The organism is Marispirochaeta aestuarii, assembly GCF_002087085.1.
GTDB lineage: Bacteria > Spirochaetota > Spirochaetia > JC444 > Marispirochaetaceae > Marispirochaeta > Marispirochaeta aestuarii.
Genome location: NZ_MWQY01000003.1, coordinates 227,713 through 245,786 on the forward strand (window position 1 = coordinate 227,713; position 18,074 = coordinate 245,786).

Consider the following 18,074-nt stretch of genomic DNA (forward strand, 5'->3'; position numbering starts at 1 on the left):
ACCGTCTTCCCAGTCAACAGTACGTCCAGGAAGATAGTTAAACAATAACTGCGATACTCCTCGCGTCATTGAAAGGGCGGCGATGTCTGAATTGCTATAGCTATTACTGTCCACGCGACAACCTCTGAATCAATTTCTTATCTGCGGAATCCCAGATTATGATGAACCCAGGATCATCCGAATCTCGCAAGCTACGCATTGACGATAGATGCGAATTCAAGTTTACGGATCTCCTACCATGTACACGTTCTTGGTTCACTATACTGCTGTAGTGATTCTGAACTACCACCTCAAGCTGTTCGCGATAGCGTCTGCTTGGAGCCAGATCCGTTCCATACGCGCTATTCATCCATGCGATGATTTCCGATACTTCGAGAGCCTCTGCATTCTCGCTCCCTTGCAAGTCCTGCACGTCCGCGACCGATACAATACGCCGGCGTATATGTCTCGGAGCTATGGCCATCAAATATCCTGCGAGAATACCGGCAGATGTTCTTCGTAAGGCAGGTTCGGGCCAACGAATGATTGCAGACGGATCCACAAGACGGTCAAGATACTCATGGAATTTACAAAAGCGATCAAATACGCTTCTATCTCTCTCACTTTGTGGAGTAGCAACGAACAGTGATATCCCAGGCACCGTTCGTCCTACTCTCGCAGATGCTTGGATGTACTCAGCGACGAGTCTCGGAAAACCGGCAAAGACAATGATGTTGAACCGGTCGACGTCAACTCCATGACCAATCACGTTTGTAGTTACGATACCGCGCGTCCGCTTCGCGGGGTCTCCAAGTGGATCAGCGGTTCTAATCGCGTGAACAATGCGACTCATCTCCGATTCAGAAATTCCCCCATTAAAGGTAGTAACGAGGAGATCACCGTGCTCGGGAGCCAGACGCTGAAGCTCTCGCTTCACTCGTGACTCTATAGCCTCAGCGACTTGATCAGAACCTTTACGCGTGAGAACATATGATAAAACTAACTCATAGTAAAAAACCAGCAACTTGTAATCATCTTTCGAGAGATCGCCCAAACCATAGCGATCCGCCATGGCCGCGGTATCGGTGTCAGCCAGATGCCGCGCTAACTGTAGTTCTTCATAGAGTAGAGAGAGCGTGCGAGTTACAGCAGGTGTGTGCTTTCGTCCCACACCAAGAACTCCCACGAAAACTCTCCCGAGTTTTGCTCGGTTTTGTGCATAGTAAAAGGACTCATAGGCACTAGGCCCCGGGCCAGGAAACTGTCGAGACTGTCGCAAGTAAAGATGCCAAGCATGTGTCTTGTAACGTTCGATTGTCGCTGTTGCAGCAACGATTTTCCACGGTCTGCTGCCGAGAGTGTAAGCCAAGTTCATTACAGCCGTTTCGTAGTGCGAGTCAAATGTGCCCAACTCCTCACTAAGCAGGTGCATTTCGTCCTGAATCAGAAGGCTGGGGGCTGGATCTTTAAAAGGTCCATAGTGTATCCGGTTCGTCGCAGTACCACACGACTCCGGAGTCTCCCCTGCCGCGTAGGCTACTGCTGCACTGCAGATTCGGTTAGAATCAAGAAAACTTGTTCCGTGAGTAGGGCAAACCAAGTCAAATCGACCAAATAATTCGGCAAATCGCTGGTTTTGCCCAAACTGAGCGAGTTTGTCGACGGTCGAGACGATAACCGTTGGCACAAACCGATAAACGTCTTGGTCTACAACGTAAATTGGAAGACGATTCTGTCCCCCGGGACATGAGTCACTCGTGCAACGGTGCTCCACAATGCGGTTAGAAGCATCGTATGACAGAACAGTATCGCACCCACAGAATGGACAAGCGAATACACGCCGAAGCTTATCGTCTGGTCCGTTTGTGACAAACCGACGATGCGCGTCATCATCGATACGATTTGGTGTCGTCCCACTGCCAACAAAGTATCCCATTGAGAAACGAGCGCCACCGAGCCTCTCACGGTGCCGTATAAGCTCTGCAGACCCCAGTGCGGAGCCTAGGCGTTGCAGTTGTTGAAAAGTTAGAAGACGCAATGGGAATCTCACAAAGGCGGTAACACCAATTCGTTTACCCCTTAGTCGATCAAAGAAAGCTTGCCAGATCAGAAGACCGAGAAATGCCTCCGTCTTTCCGCCCCCAGCTGCAAACCAAAGGATATCCACGTCATCGTCATGTTCTTCGCGAATTTCCTCGTATTCTCGCGAAGCAAGTCCAGGAATCTGTGACACGATAAACACAATTTGAAACAAGCGCCACCTATCATAACGTCCGTCAGCAGCAGCTTCCATCGCCTCGTTCATCAACACGAAGGCCCGCAACACATGATCGAAACTGTCGTCCGCAAGTAGTTTAATGCCTCTGGAAAACCGCTGAATTTCGTCGCGAAATCTCTTCCGTGCTTCTGAAGCGTCGGTGAGCTCTTTTCCCATGAGACCAGAAAGAGTGTCTCTCCATTCGATTCTATCGTACGATTTCATCGCGGTGAGGATCGACTGAAGAGTATGAATGGGATCACTGCGCATTGAATCGAATGTTGGAGCGCCGTCTGGGATTTCGCGCGGTTCGAGTCTGTAGACATATTCGATCGGCGTGGCATCTGTTGAGAGTATAACATTCCCGTTCTGAGCATCGTGCCTCACGTGACAGTTGATGCCAATCCCCGCCATTCGTCGGTCGTATCTGAAGCTCTTCGGTAGTTCTCGGAACACCGAGAACCGATGCGCACTTGCAGGCAACACAACACTTAACCGAACACGGTAGAGATTTGGGTCAAGGAAATCACCTTCGCCGCGACCAGGTACCTCAGTTCGGTTGATCACTCTAAGAACCACTCGCACACATTCTGGTTCCGTCGGAATCGGTACAATCCGTACATCAAGTACCGGGCTCCAAAAATTGCGTAGGGACGCCATTCCCAAGGAGCTGAGCCAACTGCGGTATTTCTCATTAGATTTCACATTCTCTTGCGACACTTGAAACTGTGTTACTCCAGGGTAGAGATCCCTAGGCGAGATGGAGTCGAGATACCTACGAAAACTTTGGGAAAGATCCATAGTTATCTTCTTTCGCTGGCAGAGATCCCGTATGTTGATTTCGGGTGCTATAAGTCCTGTCACATCTTCCCGTGTCCATACCGGCACAATCTCAGAAGTTTTTATCCCAGTATCGTTACTACCTACACTTTCGTCGACCGATTTGGAAGAAGAATACTCACGCCGCCAAGCTCCCAGGCCCGATTGTTCCTCTAAAGTCGGCAATCTACGCACATAAATACTAGCACTGAAATCAATGACCATTGCACCGGCCATTTCGCAGGCCTCATGTGGCATCTTCCATTGAAGCCCAAGAGAAGACTGCTCATAGGCCGAATCCTGCGGGAGGTCTTCTGCCAAACTATCAAGGTCGTTTCCGGCAGAGATAGGACCAAGTATGGAACTTTTTGGGGACGGCTCGGGCTGATTAGCCATTCGTGATGCAGGAGTCAAGAAACCACAAAGCACGGTGTCTCTTGGGAACTGACCTACCAACCGCGAGGCAGTTTGATCGGAACCTTGTGCGCGTTCGGCGAATCGTCTTGCTAGATTAATTGAAAATGCATTATATTCATCGTCAGATATCGACATATGCTTCCTCTTCGCACTTGATTATATCGTCTACCACCCGCATCTGAGCGGCTGACATCAGTTGGCTGACAGACATTCCCCACTCCCGTTCTATTTGTGCGAGCGTCAGTGGTCCCAGTCGGCTAGAGTAAGATGCCCGAATTGCTCTTGCTAGATCTCGTCCTGCTTTTCTGTGAAGGACCCGCCAGCGTTTGATCCGATCGAAATACCTCCGAAGATCAGGCTCATATAAACTCACACCAAGTGCCGCAGCAAAAGCTCTAAAACGCTCCCAACTTGCAGGAGTGCTCGCAGCATCAATGTCTTTGAAAGTAATCCACGACCTGATCGTTGAGTAAGTGACCGGGTGTCCTCTCTCTGCAAGTACACGGGTGATTTTCCTTAGACTGGGACGGTTTTCAGAATACACCGACTTAACGATAAGCAACCACTCCTCACGAGCAGCGGCAAATTCCTTTAATACACCCGCATCAAGCATCGCTATTCGACGTTCAGAGAATAGTTCGTGTGAATCATCGTCCAACATGACGATTTTATCTCCAATTTGCAGATTCTCAGCGAACGTGACTGTAGTGTGGCCACCCGCAGCACCAAGGACTTCGAACCGCGTATGCTGCCCTGTTGTCATTATAGTTCCATCTTCGAAGACTAATGTAACCTCGCCAGCATTTGCTCGGAAATCATTGTCAATCTCATTGGACTCAGTCTTGATTGTCGTCCCTGCGACGTCCATGCCTATAGGCAATTCCGCTGTGTCGGCGAAAGGAGGAACATAAGGCTCCAAGGCCGCCATTAAACTTTCCAGTGGTTCCGCAGCTGCTGATTGGCCCACGCTTTTCAGTAGTTCGATCATACTGTTCGCACCATACCATGCAGCTCTGACTTCCAATGGATCCATAACAAGTTGAGCATTTTTCACTCGATGCGAGAGTATTGCGTCAAGGGTAGCCATTCCGCTGTATCCAATGACTATTGCCCTCTCATAGCTCCGATGCAAACCACGTTGTCCCACCCACCTTGTCGTCACGCCGAGTTCGTGAAGTCCTTTTGTATCGATACCTAGGACACTCGCTACAGAATGCTCTACAGACAAAGCCGTTCGTTGGTCCCGCACCAAAACCAGCAACTGCCCATTGCCTTCCTCGTGGATGATGGAAGCAACGGCTGCGTCAAGTCTTTCTTGCTGGATAGCGACATCTGCCGCTGTGGCAGTGAGTAGTTCGGTGCAGTATGTCAGCATGCTGGCTTCTTCAGGACGAGCATTCTGCAATCGCTCTAACGCAGCGAAGTAACGCGCCAACTCACGATTCTCATAATTATCAACTGCCTGACGCAATGACCACCAAGCCGCCCGTGCAAGTCGAACAAGCCGATCGAGTTCGCCCGACATGTCGCTCAAGCCTTCCAATGCAAGATCTAAACTGCGCTGAGCCGAAAGTCGGGTTCCACCGACAGAGACAACTCCGCCTCCAATAAATACCGGTGGCGGAAGGACAGGTAAAAAGGTCTCAGCTACGTTTTCGATATCCATAGGCAAACCCAAGAGATCACTAGGACTCGCAGCAACGATGACAGTGGGAGCCGAATCTTCTCGTATCCCAAGAATCGAACTAACAATTTTTCTTCCGCGAATACCTCGATAGAATTGAATATCGGCCAAAACAACATCCGCCTCCGCCAGAGTTCGTAGTCCGAACTCTCCGGGACGTCGATTCGCAGGTACCTGAATGTGTGGTCTGTATTCGGAATGAGAAGTGTATCTCCCGAGCACAGGGCGTGAACCTTTTACAACTCTACCAGTCGGATGTACGCGATCAATACCCATGAAACATTTTGACCCCAATAGCCTCTCTGAAAGATCGCATTTATGTCGTTGGAATGCATCCTCCCAGTCAGGCTGGACGAAGTCACGTTCTTGTTCACGTTGCTCCATGTGCCTGGTCCGACGTGCTTCGAGCCGCCTTGCGCTTGATTCGGACACCGAATACGCCAATGAATCATCAAGATTAAGGACTGGAACTACGCTCCAGGAAGCATTTAACGAAAGCCATGGAACCGCGTCTGGCCAACGGACGTGAAGATACAGTGGAAGCTCGGATACATGGGGGATATGCGTCCACGAAGTGAAAAGAACAATTCCACCTGCTCCGCTTGCATGGCGCAGAGCCGCGACCATCGGGCGCAAATCCTTGTCAATAACTGCTAAACGACATTCCTCGGTGCTGGAGAAGAATGCAGAAAAGTTTTGATTCGATGGCATCAATGAGCATTACCTCTTCAGAAATCGAAAGATGCAACGCAGATGATACTTACCTGAGTGGTGAGACATGACTTTTGTCACGATGCAAGAGTGTACTGGCACTTGGAATCCGCTGGTCCGCAGCTTTTGAATTGTACATGCAATTGCCGTGCCTCAACAGCCAAGATGTAGATCTGGTTCATACTAACAATACAGTCAGTATAACGTGAATCACGAGCGTTCTGAGCCGTTGCCCTCACACTTTGAACTGTCAGCTTTACCGACTCCGAACCAGGACTTTAGCCCACGATTCCTTGTAGCTGCTGTTCCATTGTAAGTAGATGGGGCAATGGTTCGTTCATACTTACAGATACTCCTTTGGGCAACTACACGAATTAACCATTAAGCCTTGTCACGATGGCGATTCAAACGCTCCTAGACTGAACCTACCTTACACAAATGACGTTACGCTATTAAACGATATTTCCATCTATTTTACCGGTTAGCATGTGTTCTTGCAACTGCAAAATCATGATAAGGTAAGTATGCTGTTAGTAGGGGCGGTTCATAAGAGATGTTATCGGTGATCCAAACATATATGGCACGCACAAGCTCCCACTGGTTTTGCGAAATTACCCAGGTTCTCTGACAAGGACCAGATGCTCTCTGCTGCCTCCACCGGCAAGGTACGGACAGCAGCGTCTATACGACTGAAGTCGATGTCGGATCGTTCAACTGGAAGTTGATCGTGATATATTCCACGAAAGCGGGCGTGCTTCCGTCTGGCCTTCAACCTTTGAGTGTTCATCGTTAGTTCCCCAGACTGTTGATTGTGGTTTTGCCGTGCACTCCTGGGATTGCTGATCGTTCGATTATTCCTTGCTCGTGTGTAGAAAGAGACCATCGATATATGCAGATATGCAGGCGAATATTTTTTGGGGTTCAATCGTGGTGCAGCCTGTAAGCAATTAAAGAACCATCAGCACAAAACCTTTTTTCATATGCCAGCAGTATCTTATGGTTTGCGCCGATGTGCAACTTTTTTCCTTTCTTGACCAAGCCGACGAGTAATTCCAATTGTCTACATTTTCCCCGTGTAGCCAATTGTGTAGCCACTATTTTCTCTATTATCTAAAAGTTATGATCACTCATGATCACTCTTGACATGTTAATTTTTTGTTATATAATGATTTATGTAAGTCGTGAGCGATGGTAAATATCTCTAATATCTCACGTCGTCAGCCTTCCAAGCTGATGACGTCGGTTCGATTCCGATCAGGCGCTGAGAGTGAGCGGAATGGCAAAGCTTGCTTTGTCATTCCCGAACCGAAGTGACTGAAACTGTAAAGTATCAGTCGATGGCGAAGAGTCCCCGCTTTGCGGGGGCATTTTTTTGCCCTGAAGCTTTAGCGGCTTTTCCATATCCTGCCCTGCAAAATCAGAAAACCTTTATTAGCTTATCCTTTGTCGTGGATGTCGTGGTGAAAATAATAACTCCGGAAGAGGCTCAAACCACTACAGGCACGACAGGATCACGACATATTTATTGCGATTCTTCCTCTGTCGTGGTCTCCGTGGATGTCGAGGTTAAGGTTGTATTACGCCAGAAATTGGTAGACCGACATCATGGTTGCGAGGATGACAAACCCTGTGGTCATGAACTTGAACATCATGTCAAAACGCTTGTCCACGGATGTAAAACGCTCATCCATCGATTTCTGTACGGCACCAAAACGCTCGTCCATTGAACGCTGTATAGCTTCAAAACGCTCATCCATGCGTTTAAAGCCTTCCTCGATGCGGGTATCGATGCGGATTATGGCTTCACGAAACTCCGAATGTTCCCGTTCGTTCCGGTCCTGACGTACCAGGTTCTCAGTCAGCAGGGTTATATAACGGTGCAGGGAGCGTTTGTTCTTTACTTCCACCGCTTCTTCGAGTTCCTGTTCCAGAATGTCCGCCAAGGATTCCATGGTCATCTCATGTAATATACTCTGATCAGTACCATTAATACAGCGGAACATAAGCTGTTGCTTCAGGAGAGACTCGACCACAATGGGCACTACAGGAGCGCGCCATGGTTACAGATTCCTCTCTTCGTCGTGGGTGTCGTGGATTTCGTGGTTAAAATTCTTATTTTCGAAGATGTTCAAACCACTACAGTCACGACAGGACCACGACATTTTTATGGTTCTTATTCTTTCTGTCGTGGTTTAATCTTCTTCTAATACACTCCTTCAAGGTCTTCTCATTCTGCCAGCCGTCTTGCCGCCATCAAGGGCCTCGGCAAGCAGGCCGTCCGGCCCGCCCTTGACTGCGGCTGTGACGGTCCGGGGGTGTAACAAGGTAAAACCTTGAAGGAGGCTTTGCCATGGTGTATCCGGAATTGTCAAAACTCATCCTGGATTCCGCTTTTGCTGTTCACAGATCCCTCGGTCCTGGGCTGCTGGAGCTGCCCTACCACAACGCTTTGTATTACGAGCTTGCCGGTAATAATCTGCAGGTTGGCTACAACGCTCCGTTTAATGTTTGCTACCGTGGGCATACGGTAGGAGAGTATTTTGCAGACCTCATGGTAAACGGTACTGTCATTCTGGAGGTCAAGGCGGTCTCCGCCCTGGGCGTGGAACATACGGCCCAGCTGCTAAATTATCTGCATATTTCCGGCTGCAGGCTGGGCTTTCTGCTCAATTTCGCGCCTCAACGGCTGGAACTCAAGCGGCTGGTTTTGTAGGCCGGAAAGGGTAACCACGACGGGTACTACGGGAGCACGATATTGCTGAAGAACTTTATCCTTGGTAGTGGGTTCCATGAAGGTCGTGGTAATGCTTGATAGAGCTGTTGAATAGCTTTATATTATGCACTGACAGCATTGCTATCAATGGAGGGTTTTACCGTGGCTTCTTTAACGATTCGAAACCTGGATAAAGAGATAAAATCCCGGCTGCGGGTACTGGCTGCCAGACATGACAGGTCCATGGAGGAGGAAGCGCGGTGTATTCTTGGAGAAGTCCTTACCAGAGAAGAGAACGAGAAAGAAAACTCCGGGCTTGGGTCCCGTATTCACCGGAGATTTTCTGATACTGGGGGCATAGAACTCAGCATTCCGGAACGGCGAGAACCTGCACGAGCAGCGGAAATTATTGAATGATAGTTCTGGATACCAATGTGCTATCCGAACTTATGCGGCCGACCCCGAACCCAGTCGTTATTACATGGCTTGATACCCTTCCTGTCAGGGACGTTGCTTTAAGCTCGATTACTGTTTCGGAGATACTTTTCGGTATAGGTTTGTTACCGTCTGGAAAAAGAAAGGATCAACTCATTTCCGCAGCAAAGACACTCTTTGAAACTGATTTTCAGGACCGCATATTTCCTTTCGATGCCGATGCAGCTGTTGAATACGCGGCGATCGTACTTCATCGTCAAAAGTCCGGCCGCCCCATATCCATGGCTGATGGCCAGATTGCAGCAATATGCAGGGCACGGAAATGCTCGCTTGCGACCCGGAATATAAAGGATTTTGAAGGTACGGGAATAGTATTGATCGATCCTTGGGCCGAGGGGTAACAAGTTTTTCCCCATAAGACCGCGGATAACTCTTTTTACAAGGTAGAACCACGACAGGCACTGCAGGAGCACCACGGAGCCAGGGTCCCCCGTTTCCTGTGTGGTGCTTTTCGTGAATGTCGTGGTTAAAATCCTTATTTTCGAAAATGCTCAAACCACTACAGACACAACAGGACCACGACATTTTTTATGGTTCTGATTCCCTCTGTCGTGGTTTAATCTTCCTTTAATTCACTCCTTCAAGGTTTTTTCATTCTACCAGCCGTCTTGCCGCCGTCAAGGGCCACGGCAAGCGGGCCTTCCGGCCCGCCCTTGACTGCGGCTGCAACGGTCCGGGGACAAACAGGTAAAACCTTGAAGGAGGCTTTGCCATGTTGTATCCGGAATTGTCAAAACTCATCCTGGATTCCGCTTTTGCTGTTCACAGGTCGCTTGGTCCGGGGCTGCTGGAGCTGCCCTACCACAATGCTTTGTATTATGAACTTGCCGGTAATAATCTGCAGGTTGGCTATAACGCTCCGTTTAATGTTTACTACCGTGGTTATACGGTAGGGGAGTATTTTGCAGACCTCCTGGTAAACGGTACTGTCATTCTGGAGGTCAAAGCGGTCTCCGCACTGGGCACTGAACCTTCAGCCCAGCTGTTAAACTACCTGCATATTTCAGGCTGCAGGCTGGGTTTTCTGCTCAATTTTGCCCCTCAAAGGCTTGAGTTTAAGCGGCTGGTTTTGTAGGCCGGAAAGGGTAACTACGACGGACACTACGGGAGCACGATATTTCTGAAGACTTTATCCTTGGTAGTGGTTTCCGTGAAAGTCGTGGTCTGAAAATTAAGTCAGAAGAGGTTTAAACCACTACATTCACGACAGGAGCACGACAGATTTATGGTTCCCGTTTCCTTTGTAGTGCTGGTAGTGGATATTGTGGTTCCTGTTTCACCGCGCTATTCCCACTAATAATCAAGAATATGCCATCCCGCAGCGATGTTTTTATCCTTCTTCTTTTCATCTGAGAGATAGACCTTAATGTTGATGTCAGGTTTTTTTATTGACGCACGGCGATAGAGAACATACAGTTTTACCAGACGTGATCTGCCTTCCGGCTTGCTGCGTCCGGAAAAAATAGCCACAGGAGGAATCCTGCGTTATGCAATCCGAAAACCCGAATAATCTTCTTCTTGATTCCAGAGTAAAAGGCGGCATTTTCGGCCTTGCTATAGGCGACGCTTTGGGGGTGCCCGTCGAATTTATACATCGGGAGAAAATAACCCGTTCCCCGGTACGCGGCATGCAAGGATACGGGACCCATAATCAGCCCCCGGGGACCTGGTCCGATGATACCTCAATGGCACTGTGTATTCTTGAGTCAGTCACCAAAATAGGCTGGAACATTGACGACCAGGCAATGCGTTTTGTCCGCTGGTACAAAGAAGCGCATCTGACCGCCCATGATGCTGTTTTTGATATAGGGATAGCGACAGCACAGGCTATTGATCGTATAGCAGCCGGGTACGCACCACTTGAAGCGGGAAGCAGGGATGAAAACTCTAACGGCAACGGATCGCTGATGCGCAGCCTGCCGGCCGCCGTCTACTGCGCGGTTACCTGCGGTGATGAAAAGTTGGTGGAAGAAGTCGCGAACTCATCGGCCATCACCCACGCCCATCCCCGGAGCAGACTGGGCTGCGTTATCCACGCGTTTTTAATCTCAGAGCTGCTGAAAAGTAAGCGGATCGATGCCGCCCTCATCGGGGCGGCCAAACGGGTTGAATCGGTGCTTGAATCCTGTATTCTTTTTTCCGACATGAAGCAGGAGCTGCAGCACTATCATTCCATACTGTATGACAACCTGGAACTCGCTGAATCGTCCGAAATACGGTCAAGCGGATACGTGGTAGACACCCTGGAAGCAGCGGTCTGGTGTCTTCTTACAAGTTCAGGCTTTGAAGAATGCGTCCTCAAGGCAGTGAACCTGGGGGACGATACGGACACGGTGGGCGCGGTTGCAGGAGGCCTTGCAGGAATTTACTGGGGGTATGAAAGTATTCCGTCTGAGTGGATTGAAACTTTGGCGAAGCATGAGATGATCGGGGCGATGGCGGAGGAGTTTGTTGGTGTTTTAAACTGTTCTCAGTAAATGATACTTCATTTGCGTTAGGAAAATCCCCTAATCATTTCGTTATACTTAACTTTATAAGTTCAGAAAGATTACTCTTTCTTTTATAAAGATACTTCATTTTCATTGACTTAATAGTGGACAGTTGAATTACAGCATATTAGTAGTGTATTGTCATCTTGTGGGAACTACAATCAAGGATATGGCTAGAATTTTAGGTGTTTCTCATTCTACAGTATCGCGTGCACTTAGAGATAGTCCTGAAATTGGTCCTTTGATGAAGCAGAAAGTACGAGATTTGGCGTTAAATCTAAACTATCGCCCTAATGCTTTTGCTCGTAATTTAGTTCGGCAAAAGTCTGAACATATTGGAATTATTATCCCAGATATAGAAAATCCTTTTTATGCTTCACTATGCAAAAGAATTATTCGGTTCTTTGAAAATAATAATTATAAAACAATAATCTGCAATTCTGATCGTGATACAACTAAAGAAAAATCTCACATTGAATACTTAGAAGAATTACAAGTTGCTGGCATTTTAATGGTTCCCGCCGATGTTAATCAGGAATCTTTTATGCATTTAACTACTTCCGGGGTGCCCTTAGTTCTAATTGATCATGACGGTACAAAAGAAAAAATTGATTCCGTAATGGGAAATAACTTCATTGGTGCATGTATAGCGGTAAAACATTTGATATCTTTGGGTTATACCAAGATTGCGCATATTTCCGGACCAGAAAATGCTGATCCTAGTCTTGCTCGTTTGAAAGGTTATTTACATGTTGTATCAGAATTTTTTTCAACTGATTTCGAACCTATTATTATACATTCTGACTCGACATTTACTGGAGGCTATGAAGCTTCTAAATCGTTGTTTTCAGGTAAATATGATTTTGATGCGGTCTTCACGGTAAATGACGTTACAGCTCTTTCTCTATTACAGGTCGTAAATGAACGCGGATTGAGAGTGCCATATGATGTTTCCGTTGTTGGTTTCGATGATATTTCTATGGCTCGTATGGCATCTGTTCCTCTAACAACTATGCGACAAGTACCAGAAGACATAGCACGCGAGGCCGGTAACATTTTATTGGATAAAATGCAAACAGGCTACTCTGATTCTCAGAGAAACATCTTTTTAACCCCAGAGTTAATTATCCGAGACTCCTGTGGTTCTAAATTAAGAGTATGACTAATTTTGGTAAATTCACAGATAGACTTTAAAAGTTATTGTCTTATCCTATATTATATTCTTCCTACCGCTCCAAAGTTAACCAACAATTGGCCAACAATTTCTTTAGTTCCTAATTCTATCTTTTGACAAATCTTCTTCTCAAATTCGTCAGCAGCATCGCCTGTCAATAGCATTTCTTTTACTGGCGCCAAGATCTTACGGAAGTCAATTTCATGAGAATTCTCCTGTAAATATGTAAATATTTTTGATTCTATATTTCCTTTGTTCTTTTCCGACATTATTAATTCTCTTATATTTCGTGTTATGCTTAACCTCATGTCAGTGTCTATATTTATTTTCCCAACTCCCTCTTTTATAGCGCTTTTTAATTCATCGACATCTATACCTTCTGCTTTCACAAGATCGCCACCATTTTTATTGATATCTTCGACAATATACTTGGGAACAGTTGAACTACCGTGAGAAACAAGAACTGTACGTAAACCTGAGTGTAGCAGGTTCTCTCTTGCAGCAGTAATTATCTCTTTTCTAAGCTTTACATTACTCCCTTTATTTACCCCATGCTTTGTGCCAAAAGATAGGGCCAAACAATCAATTCCAGTTTTTTTTACAAAATCTGTCACCAACATAGGGTTTGTATATGTGCTTGTTTCAGAGAAAATATTCTCTTCTTCGCCTGCTAAAATTCCAAGTTCCGCTTCAACAGTAACATCGTAAGGTTTAGCTAACCTCTTAACTTCTCGAGTGATGTCAACATTTTCTTTATATGGTAGATTTGAAGCATCAATCATAACAGATGTAAACCCATTCTCTATCAGCATTTTAATGGTATCTAAGTCTTTTACATGGTCAGCATTTAAGGCTACAGGAATGGAATACGCATGTTTCAATTTCTCAATCATCGATATAACATTCTTTGCACCAAACTCTTTTTCATCTAAAGTTGAATTGTTCATATCCTTTGCTGAACCTAGAAAACTAATTGCTATCATACCTATCTGAATGATCGCTGGAGTACGAAAAACTTCATGAATATCAAGTGCAGCTTTTAACTGTTGAAAACATGTAATGTTAAAAGCACCATGCGCATATCGTTTTTCAATAGTGGGTTCAAGTATTTGGTACATCGGTACAAGGTTCATATTTACTCCATTTCTTTTTGATCAGGATAGGGACATCTTTTCTTTTTTTATAGTAAATTCTTGGACTTCTTCGAGAGTTGGAATCCCTTTTTGTCCTCCAACAGTTTGACAATTTATAGCGGCACAGGCATTAGCAAATCGTACCGTTTTTTTTAGATCATATCCCTTCCATAGAGCGAATATAAAAGCGCCATGAAAGACGTCACCTGCCCCCGTTGAGTCTATTACATTTACCTTATAAGCAGGTATATTTTCGATACCATCTTTTTTTATTATGTAAGATCCCTTCTCGCCACAAGTCACTATTAAAGCTTTGTTACCATTCTGCAGCAACGATTTCCCAGCCTCGATTGGGTCGCTAATATTTGTGTATGAACATAGAAAAAGCTCAGACAAGACTGGGTAATCAATATATTTTAAATACTCAGTTAACCTTGGATCACGATTTTTAGGACTCAAATCTGTTACAGTCACAATATTCATTTTCCTAGCTTTTATTGCTGCCTTTAGCGCTGTCTCAAAGAAGAACCCATCAAATAGCATATGCGAAACATTCTCATAATTTATTTTATTTATGTTCAAATTTGATAGTCCATTAACACCTTTATAATGTATAAAGCTTCGTCTTCCTGTAGAGGAATGTATTAATACTAAAGTGACTGCACTTCTGTTTTCATTGCTAATCATTACATTGTCGCATTTAATACCAAACCTATTAAAGTTTTCTAAATGAGACATTCCTTCGGTATCATTACCGATTGCACTAATAATTTCTGTATCAGCTCCCAGTTTCGCAGCTGTTACCAATCCAGTTGCAACCATTCCACCTTGTTGGACTTGATATTCTTCAATGTATTCCACTTCCTCCCAAGCTGGCATATTTGGTATTACTGAAAGAATATCGTATGCGATTCCACCGAGTCCTAAAATCCGTTTCATTTAGTTCAGTCCTTTCTTATCCCTATTGCTTTACGGCACCAGCGACCAAGCCGCTCTTAAAAGACTTTTGAGCTATGAAGTACAAGAAAAATGTCGGAATAACTGATAGTGTGGCGGCTGCCATTAAACGTCCCCAGGCAAAATCATCTTCGACAATCCATTGAACTATACCTGCTGGTATGGTCATGCTTTTTGAGCTAGTCACAAAAACAAGGGCATATAGGAATTCGTTCCAACAAAGGGTAAAAGAATATAGAGCAACTACTGCAATGCCAGGCAACGATAGTGGTACAAAAATTTTGGTTAGTATTTGAGGTTTTGTACAACCATCCAATACAGCAGCCTCATCTAGACTTTGAGGAATAGTTGAAAAATAGCCATAGAGCATCCATGTACAAAAGGGAATAGTAGCACTTAGGTACGAAACTATTAATGCATATAGAGTATTTTGTATACCTGCCCTTGTTATTAAAAAGAATAAAGGGATGAATAAAATAGCAGCAGGTATTAAATAACTTGCTATTATGCTTCTTGCAATAAAGATCCTCCCTGGAAACTTTAAGCGAGTAATTGCATAAGCACTCATGGTAGAAAAAACAATTGAAAACAATGTTACAGTCACACCTACAATCATAGAATTCTTCATATACTGAATAAAGTTTCCACGATTTATTACATCTTGAAAGTTCTCAAGACTCCAGTTTTGTGGAAAAATCGTTACATTTCCTGCATAAAAATCTGCAGAAGGTCTAAATGCCGTAAAAAGAATCCATATAATGGGAAAAACAGCCCAGAGGATACATATAATGACCAATAACAAAAATAAAATTTTCCTTACCGCATTGTATTTCTTGTAATCCATAAACTCTTCCTTCTAACCAGAATTAATCATTTTTTAGCATGGTGCGAGTAAGGTACACAGTTAATACTGCAAAGACTGGAATTGCGGTAATTGAAACTGCCGACGCAAGAGAAATATTTCTCATTTCTATGCCATATTTAAAAGTTAGAGTAGAAAGTATGTGAGTCATACCACCTGGACCACCACCAGTCATTGAATAAACATACTGAAATTGATTAAAAGTCCATATAAATGACAGTAACATCGTTGTTATGATGATGTTAGTTAAACTTGGAAGGGTAATATAAAAGAACTTGTGTATTTTATTTCCCCCATCTATTTCTACCGCTTCATAAAGTTCCTTTGGTATTGTTACTAACCCAGCCAAAAGCATCATTGTATAAAACGGATAACCTTGCCAGGTCGCAGCTATAATCACACTAATCATTGCGAACCTTGGATCAGAAAGCCAGTATATAGGTTCACTAGCTAAGCTATATTTAGCTAAAAGGATATTAAAAAAACCATTATAATCATCAAAGATCCAGCGCCATGTTAACGCGGCAATATATGGAGAGATCGCCCAGGGTAAAATAATCAAAACCCTGACAGCACCCTTGAATGGAAAATTAGCATTTAGCAAAATAGCAGTTATTAGACCAATAAAAAACTTTAAAATAACTGAAGAAAAAGTATAGTAAAATGAATTACCAAAGGCACGCCAAAATTCAGCACTTTGAAATAATGTATAGAAATTTGATAGACCGATAAAATTCCCCTGACCACCCAAGCTCTTATTTGTAAAAGAGATCCAAATTGCTGTTAAAAATGGATATAATATAACCAGCAATAAAATAGTTATTGTTGGTAGAATGAATAGATACGCAGTACGTATATCGCGGTACCTTTGTATTTCGAACAAATTTCTTGGAACAGATGGAATTACCATTTTTTTCCCCGATATCCATAATTTGGCAAAGTCGATTTATAAAAATCGACTTTGCCATAATCGAAAACTTTTCTATAATTTATAAAGTCAATTTTTTTAAAACTTTGCTGCTATTTCTTTAAAGGCTTTATCTGCGTTTCTTACTGCCTCTTCTGGTGACATACCGCGTACTATCATATCAGAAAATGCTTTTGTAAGGATTCGCTGAACAAGCATTTCTGAAGCAGCGGCACTTGCTGGTCCCTTATAACCAACAACTTTAGCCTCTTCCAACATTTTACCTAAGTCTTCGAATTTCGGGTTGCTATTCCAAAAGGGTGTATCTATTAAATCCCTATATACAGGCAGATAGCGCGATCCGGCTGATTCAATTATTTTATTATAATTATCAACCTGATAAAGGTATCTCAATGCATCTTTTGCCAGCTCATGCTTTTTAGAGTCTTTCGGTAGTGACACCGCCCAACATGCAGTTAGATTTGCACGTGTTCCTCTGGGGCCAGCAGGCATTCTCGAGAGTACCGTATTTTCATGCAAAGTATCATCATTTTCTTTTATCCATCTGTAAACACTACCAGGATTGATAATGAATGCTGTTTGCTTCATCTGGTATGCCTGGTTATTACTACTATCATTCCAGGTAGTAGCGCCCTTGGGGATCGTTTCATCCTCTTCATACATTTTTTTAATTAGTCTAAATACCTCTAAAGTTTCCGGTGAATTAAAAACAACTTGTCCATTTTCATTAAAAATATACGAATCGAAAGCCCACATGATTATTCTTGTTGAGAATTCTGTATCATTTATTTCGGAAAGAGGATGTCCAAAAGCTGGTATGTTGTATTTTTCCTTAATTTTAACAGAAATCCTCGCGATATCATCCCAAGTTTGTGGGAGTTCTTCACCAACACCCTTTACTAAATCCTCTCGGACATAGAAAAAATAGATATCATTCTGAAACGGAACACCATACAGTTCATCTTCGTGTTGAAGTACTGGGAGAACTCCATCGAACATTCCACCACCACGTTTATTAAGCTCTTGAAAGAAATCATCCAATGGTGTGAGGACTCCTTGCGTTGCATAATACTTACAAAAATCTCCATCGAAAGTAATAACATCGGGAACATTCCCAGTTTCAAAAGCAGCAGCGAATTTCTCTTTTTGAACTTCTGAGGTGATTGTCGTGTATTCTACTTCTACGTTGTTCTGCTCACCCCATTCCTTGAGAATTTCTTCGATTAACTCATCGGTTGCCCTGTCCTGCGCTTGCTTACCCCAGAAAACAAGTGTTTCTTTATCTGATTCCTCTTGTCCTCCAGCAAAAAGCAAACCCATCGCAATTATTACGACTAGACATACTGTTAATAACTTCTTCATCCTGGTTTCCTCCTTGGATTACGGACACGTGTCCGTTAGTGAATTTATGGTAAACGCAAACGTGTGCGCTGTCAAGAAATAATTTTATTAGTTT

At 44.4% G+C, this 18,074-nt stretch carries 15 protein-coding genes; 6 read left to right on the forward strand and 9 right to left on the reverse strand.

Annotation, left to right across the window (positions count from 1 at the left end):
* Window positions 1–103 precede the first annotated feature (103 nt).
* The 3 genes from B4O97_RS04045 to B4O97_RS04055 form a co-directional block, all read right to left on the reverse strand.
* Window positions 104–3,607, reverse strand: coding sequence for a DEAD/DEAH box helicase (locus B4O97_RS04045; protein ID WP_083048578.1), 3,504 nt, complete (start codon window positions 3,605–3,607; stop codon window positions 104–106).
* Window positions 3,594–5,867, reverse strand: coding sequence for a DISARM anti-phage system protein DrmE domain-containing protein (locus B4O97_RS04050; RefSeq protein WP_143305526.1), 2,274 nt, complete (start codon window positions 5,865–5,867; stop codon window positions 3,594–3,596). Before B4O97_RS04050 ends, B4O97_RS04045 begins: the two co-directional genes overlap by 14 nt.
* Window positions 5,868–7,444: 1,577 nt before the next feature.
* Window positions 7,445–7,819 carry a hypothetical protein gene (locus B4O97_RS04055; protein ID WP_083048582.1) on the reverse strand — a complete coding sequence of 125 codons (375 nt, stop codon included), beginning with the start codon at window positions 7,817–7,819 and terminating at the stop codon, window positions 7,445–7,447.
* A gap of 398 nt (window positions 7,820–8,217) precedes the next feature.
* On the opposite strand from B4O97_RS04055, the gene B4O97_RS04060 reads away from it, so the two are divergent.
* The 4 genes from B4O97_RS04060 (at window position 8,218) to B4O97_RS04075 (ending at window position 10,150) form a co-directional block, all read left to right on the forward strand.
* Window positions 8,218–8,580, forward strand: coding sequence for a GxxExxY protein (locus B4O97_RS04060; protein ID WP_083048584.1), 363 nt, complete (start codon window positions 8,218–8,220; stop codon window positions 8,578–8,580).
* Window positions 8,581–8,742: 162 nt separating this feature from the next.
* Window positions 8,743–8,997, forward strand: coding sequence for a FitA-like ribbon-helix-helix domain-containing protein (locus B4O97_RS04065; RefSeq protein WP_083048641.1), 255 nt, complete (start codon window positions 8,743–8,745; stop codon window positions 8,995–8,997).
* Window positions 8,994–9,416, forward strand: a complete 423-nt coding sequence (locus B4O97_RS04070) for a type II toxin-antitoxin system VapC family toxin (RefSeq protein WP_083048586.1) — start codon at window positions 8,994–8,996, stop codon at window positions 9,414–9,416. Before B4O97_RS04065 ends, B4O97_RS04070 begins: the two co-directional genes overlap by 4 nt.
* A gap of 371 nt (window positions 9,417–9,787) precedes the next feature.
* Window positions 9,788–10,150 carry a GxxExxY protein gene (locus tag B4O97_RS04075; protein WP_083048587.1) on the forward strand — a complete coding sequence of 121 codons (363 nt, stop codon included), beginning with the start codon at window positions 9,788–9,790 and terminating at the stop codon, window positions 10,148–10,150.
* Window positions 10,151–10,368: 218 nt separating this feature from the next.
* Here the strand turns inward: B4O97_RS04075 and B4O97_RS19450 are convergent, their stop codons facing one another.
* Window positions 10,369–10,545 (reverse strand): hypothetical protein, encoded by a 177-nt coding sequence (locus B4O97_RS19450; RefSeq protein WP_158084144.1) that lies wholly within the window; start codon window positions 10,543–10,545, stop codon window positions 10,369–10,371.
* A gap of 17 nt (window positions 10,546–10,562) precedes the next feature.
* On the opposite strand from B4O97_RS19450, the gene B4O97_RS04080 reads away from it, so the two are divergent.
* Both B4O97_RS04080 and B4O97_RS04085 read left to right on the forward strand, forming a co-directional pair.
* Complete coding sequence (locus B4O97_RS04080; RefSeq protein WP_083048589.1) at window positions 10,563–11,552, forward strand: ADP-ribosylglycohydrolase family protein; 990 nt, start codon at window positions 10,563–10,565, stop codon at window positions 11,550–11,552.
* A gap of 160 nt (window positions 11,553–11,712) precedes the next feature.
* Entirely contained in the window at window positions 11,713–12,726 is a 1,014-nt protein-coding gene (locus B4O97_RS04085) for a LacI family DNA-binding transcriptional regulator (RefSeq protein WP_143305528.1), read from the forward strand.
* 53 nt (window positions 12,727–12,779) lie between these two features.
* Here the strand turns inward: B4O97_RS04085 and B4O97_RS04090 are convergent, their stop codons facing one another.
* The 5 genes from B4O97_RS04090 to B4O97_RS04110 all read right to left on the reverse strand — a co-directional run bounded on the left by B4O97_RS04090 (window position 12,780) and on the right by B4O97_RS04110 (window position 17,980).
* Window positions 12,780–13,871: a class II fructose-bisphosphate aldolase gene (locus B4O97_RS04090; protein WP_083048593.1), complete on the reverse strand. Its 1,092-nt coding sequence runs from the start codon at window positions 13,869–13,871 to the stop codon at window positions 12,780–12,782.
* Window positions 13,872–13,892: 21 nt separating this feature from the next.
* Complete coding sequence (locus tag B4O97_RS04095) at window positions 13,893–14,810, reverse strand: carbohydrate kinase family protein (protein ID WP_083048595.1); 918 nt, start codon at window positions 14,808–14,810, stop codon at window positions 13,893–13,895.
* A 22-nt stretch (window positions 14,811–14,832) separates the two neighbouring features.
* Window positions 14,833–15,672 (reverse strand): carbohydrate ABC transporter permease, encoded by an 840-nt coding sequence (locus tag B4O97_RS04100; protein WP_083048597.1) that lies wholly within the window; start codon window positions 15,670–15,672, stop codon window positions 14,833–14,835.
* A 22-nt stretch (window positions 15,673–15,694) separates the two neighbouring features.
* Window positions 15,695–16,600: a carbohydrate ABC transporter permease gene (locus B4O97_RS04105; RefSeq protein ID WP_083048599.1), complete on the reverse strand. Its 906-nt coding sequence runs from the start codon at window positions 16,598–16,600 to the stop codon at window positions 15,695–15,697.
* A 96-nt stretch (window positions 16,601–16,696) separates the two neighbouring features.
* Window positions 16,697–17,980 carry an ABC transporter substrate-binding protein gene (locus B4O97_RS04110; RefSeq protein ID WP_083048601.1) on the reverse strand — a complete coding sequence of 428 codons (1,284 nt, stop codon included), beginning with the start codon at window positions 17,978–17,980 and terminating at the stop codon, window positions 16,697–16,699.
* Window positions 17,981–18,074: the final 94 nt, after the last annotated feature.

Coding starts and splice junctions, on each gene's coding strand:
- B4O97_RS04045 (WP_083048578.1), bottom strand. CDS start 3,607: ATGTCGATATCTGACGATGAATATAATGCATTTTCAATTAATCTAGCA.
- B4O97_RS04050 (WP_143305526.1), bottom strand. CDS start 5,867: ATGCCATCGAATCAAAACTTTTCTGCATTCTTCTCCAGCACCGAGGAA.
- B4O97_RS04055 (WP_083048582.1), bottom strand. CDS start 7,819: ATGGAATCCTTGGCGGACATTCTGGAACAGGAACTCGAAGAAGCGGTG.
- B4O97_RS04060 (WP_083048584.1), top strand. CDS start 8,218: ATGGTGTATCCGGAATTGTCAAAACTCATCCTGGATTCCGCTTTTGCT.
- B4O97_RS04070 (WP_083048586.1), top strand. CDS start 8,994: ATGATAGTTCTGGATACCAATGTGCTATCCGAACTTATGCGGCCGACC.
- B4O97_RS04075 (WP_083048587.1), top strand. CDS start 9,788: ATGTTGTATCCGGAATTGTCAAAACTCATCCTGGATTCCGCTTTTGCT.
- B4O97_RS04080 (WP_083048589.1), top strand. CDS start 10,563: ATGCAATCCGAAAACCCGAATAATCTTCTTCTTGATTCCAGAGTAAAA.
- B4O97_RS04090 (WP_083048593.1), bottom strand. CDS start 13,871: ATGAACCTTGTACCGATGTACCAAATACTTGAACCCACTATTGAAAAA.
- B4O97_RS04095 (WP_083048595.1), bottom strand. CDS start 14,810: ATGAAACGGATTTTAGGACTCGGTGGAATCGCATACGATATTCTTTCA.
- B4O97_RS04100 (WP_083048597.1), bottom strand. CDS start 15,672: ATGGATTACAAGAAATACAATGCGGTAAGGAAAATTTTATTTTTGTTA.
- B4O97_RS04105 (WP_083048599.1), bottom strand. CDS start 16,600: ATGGTAATTCCATCTGTTCCAAGAAATTTGTTCGAAATACAAAGGTAC.
- B4O97_RS04110 (WP_083048601.1), bottom strand. CDS start 17,980: ATGAAGAAGTTATTAACAGTATGTCTAGTCGTAATAATTGCGATGGGT.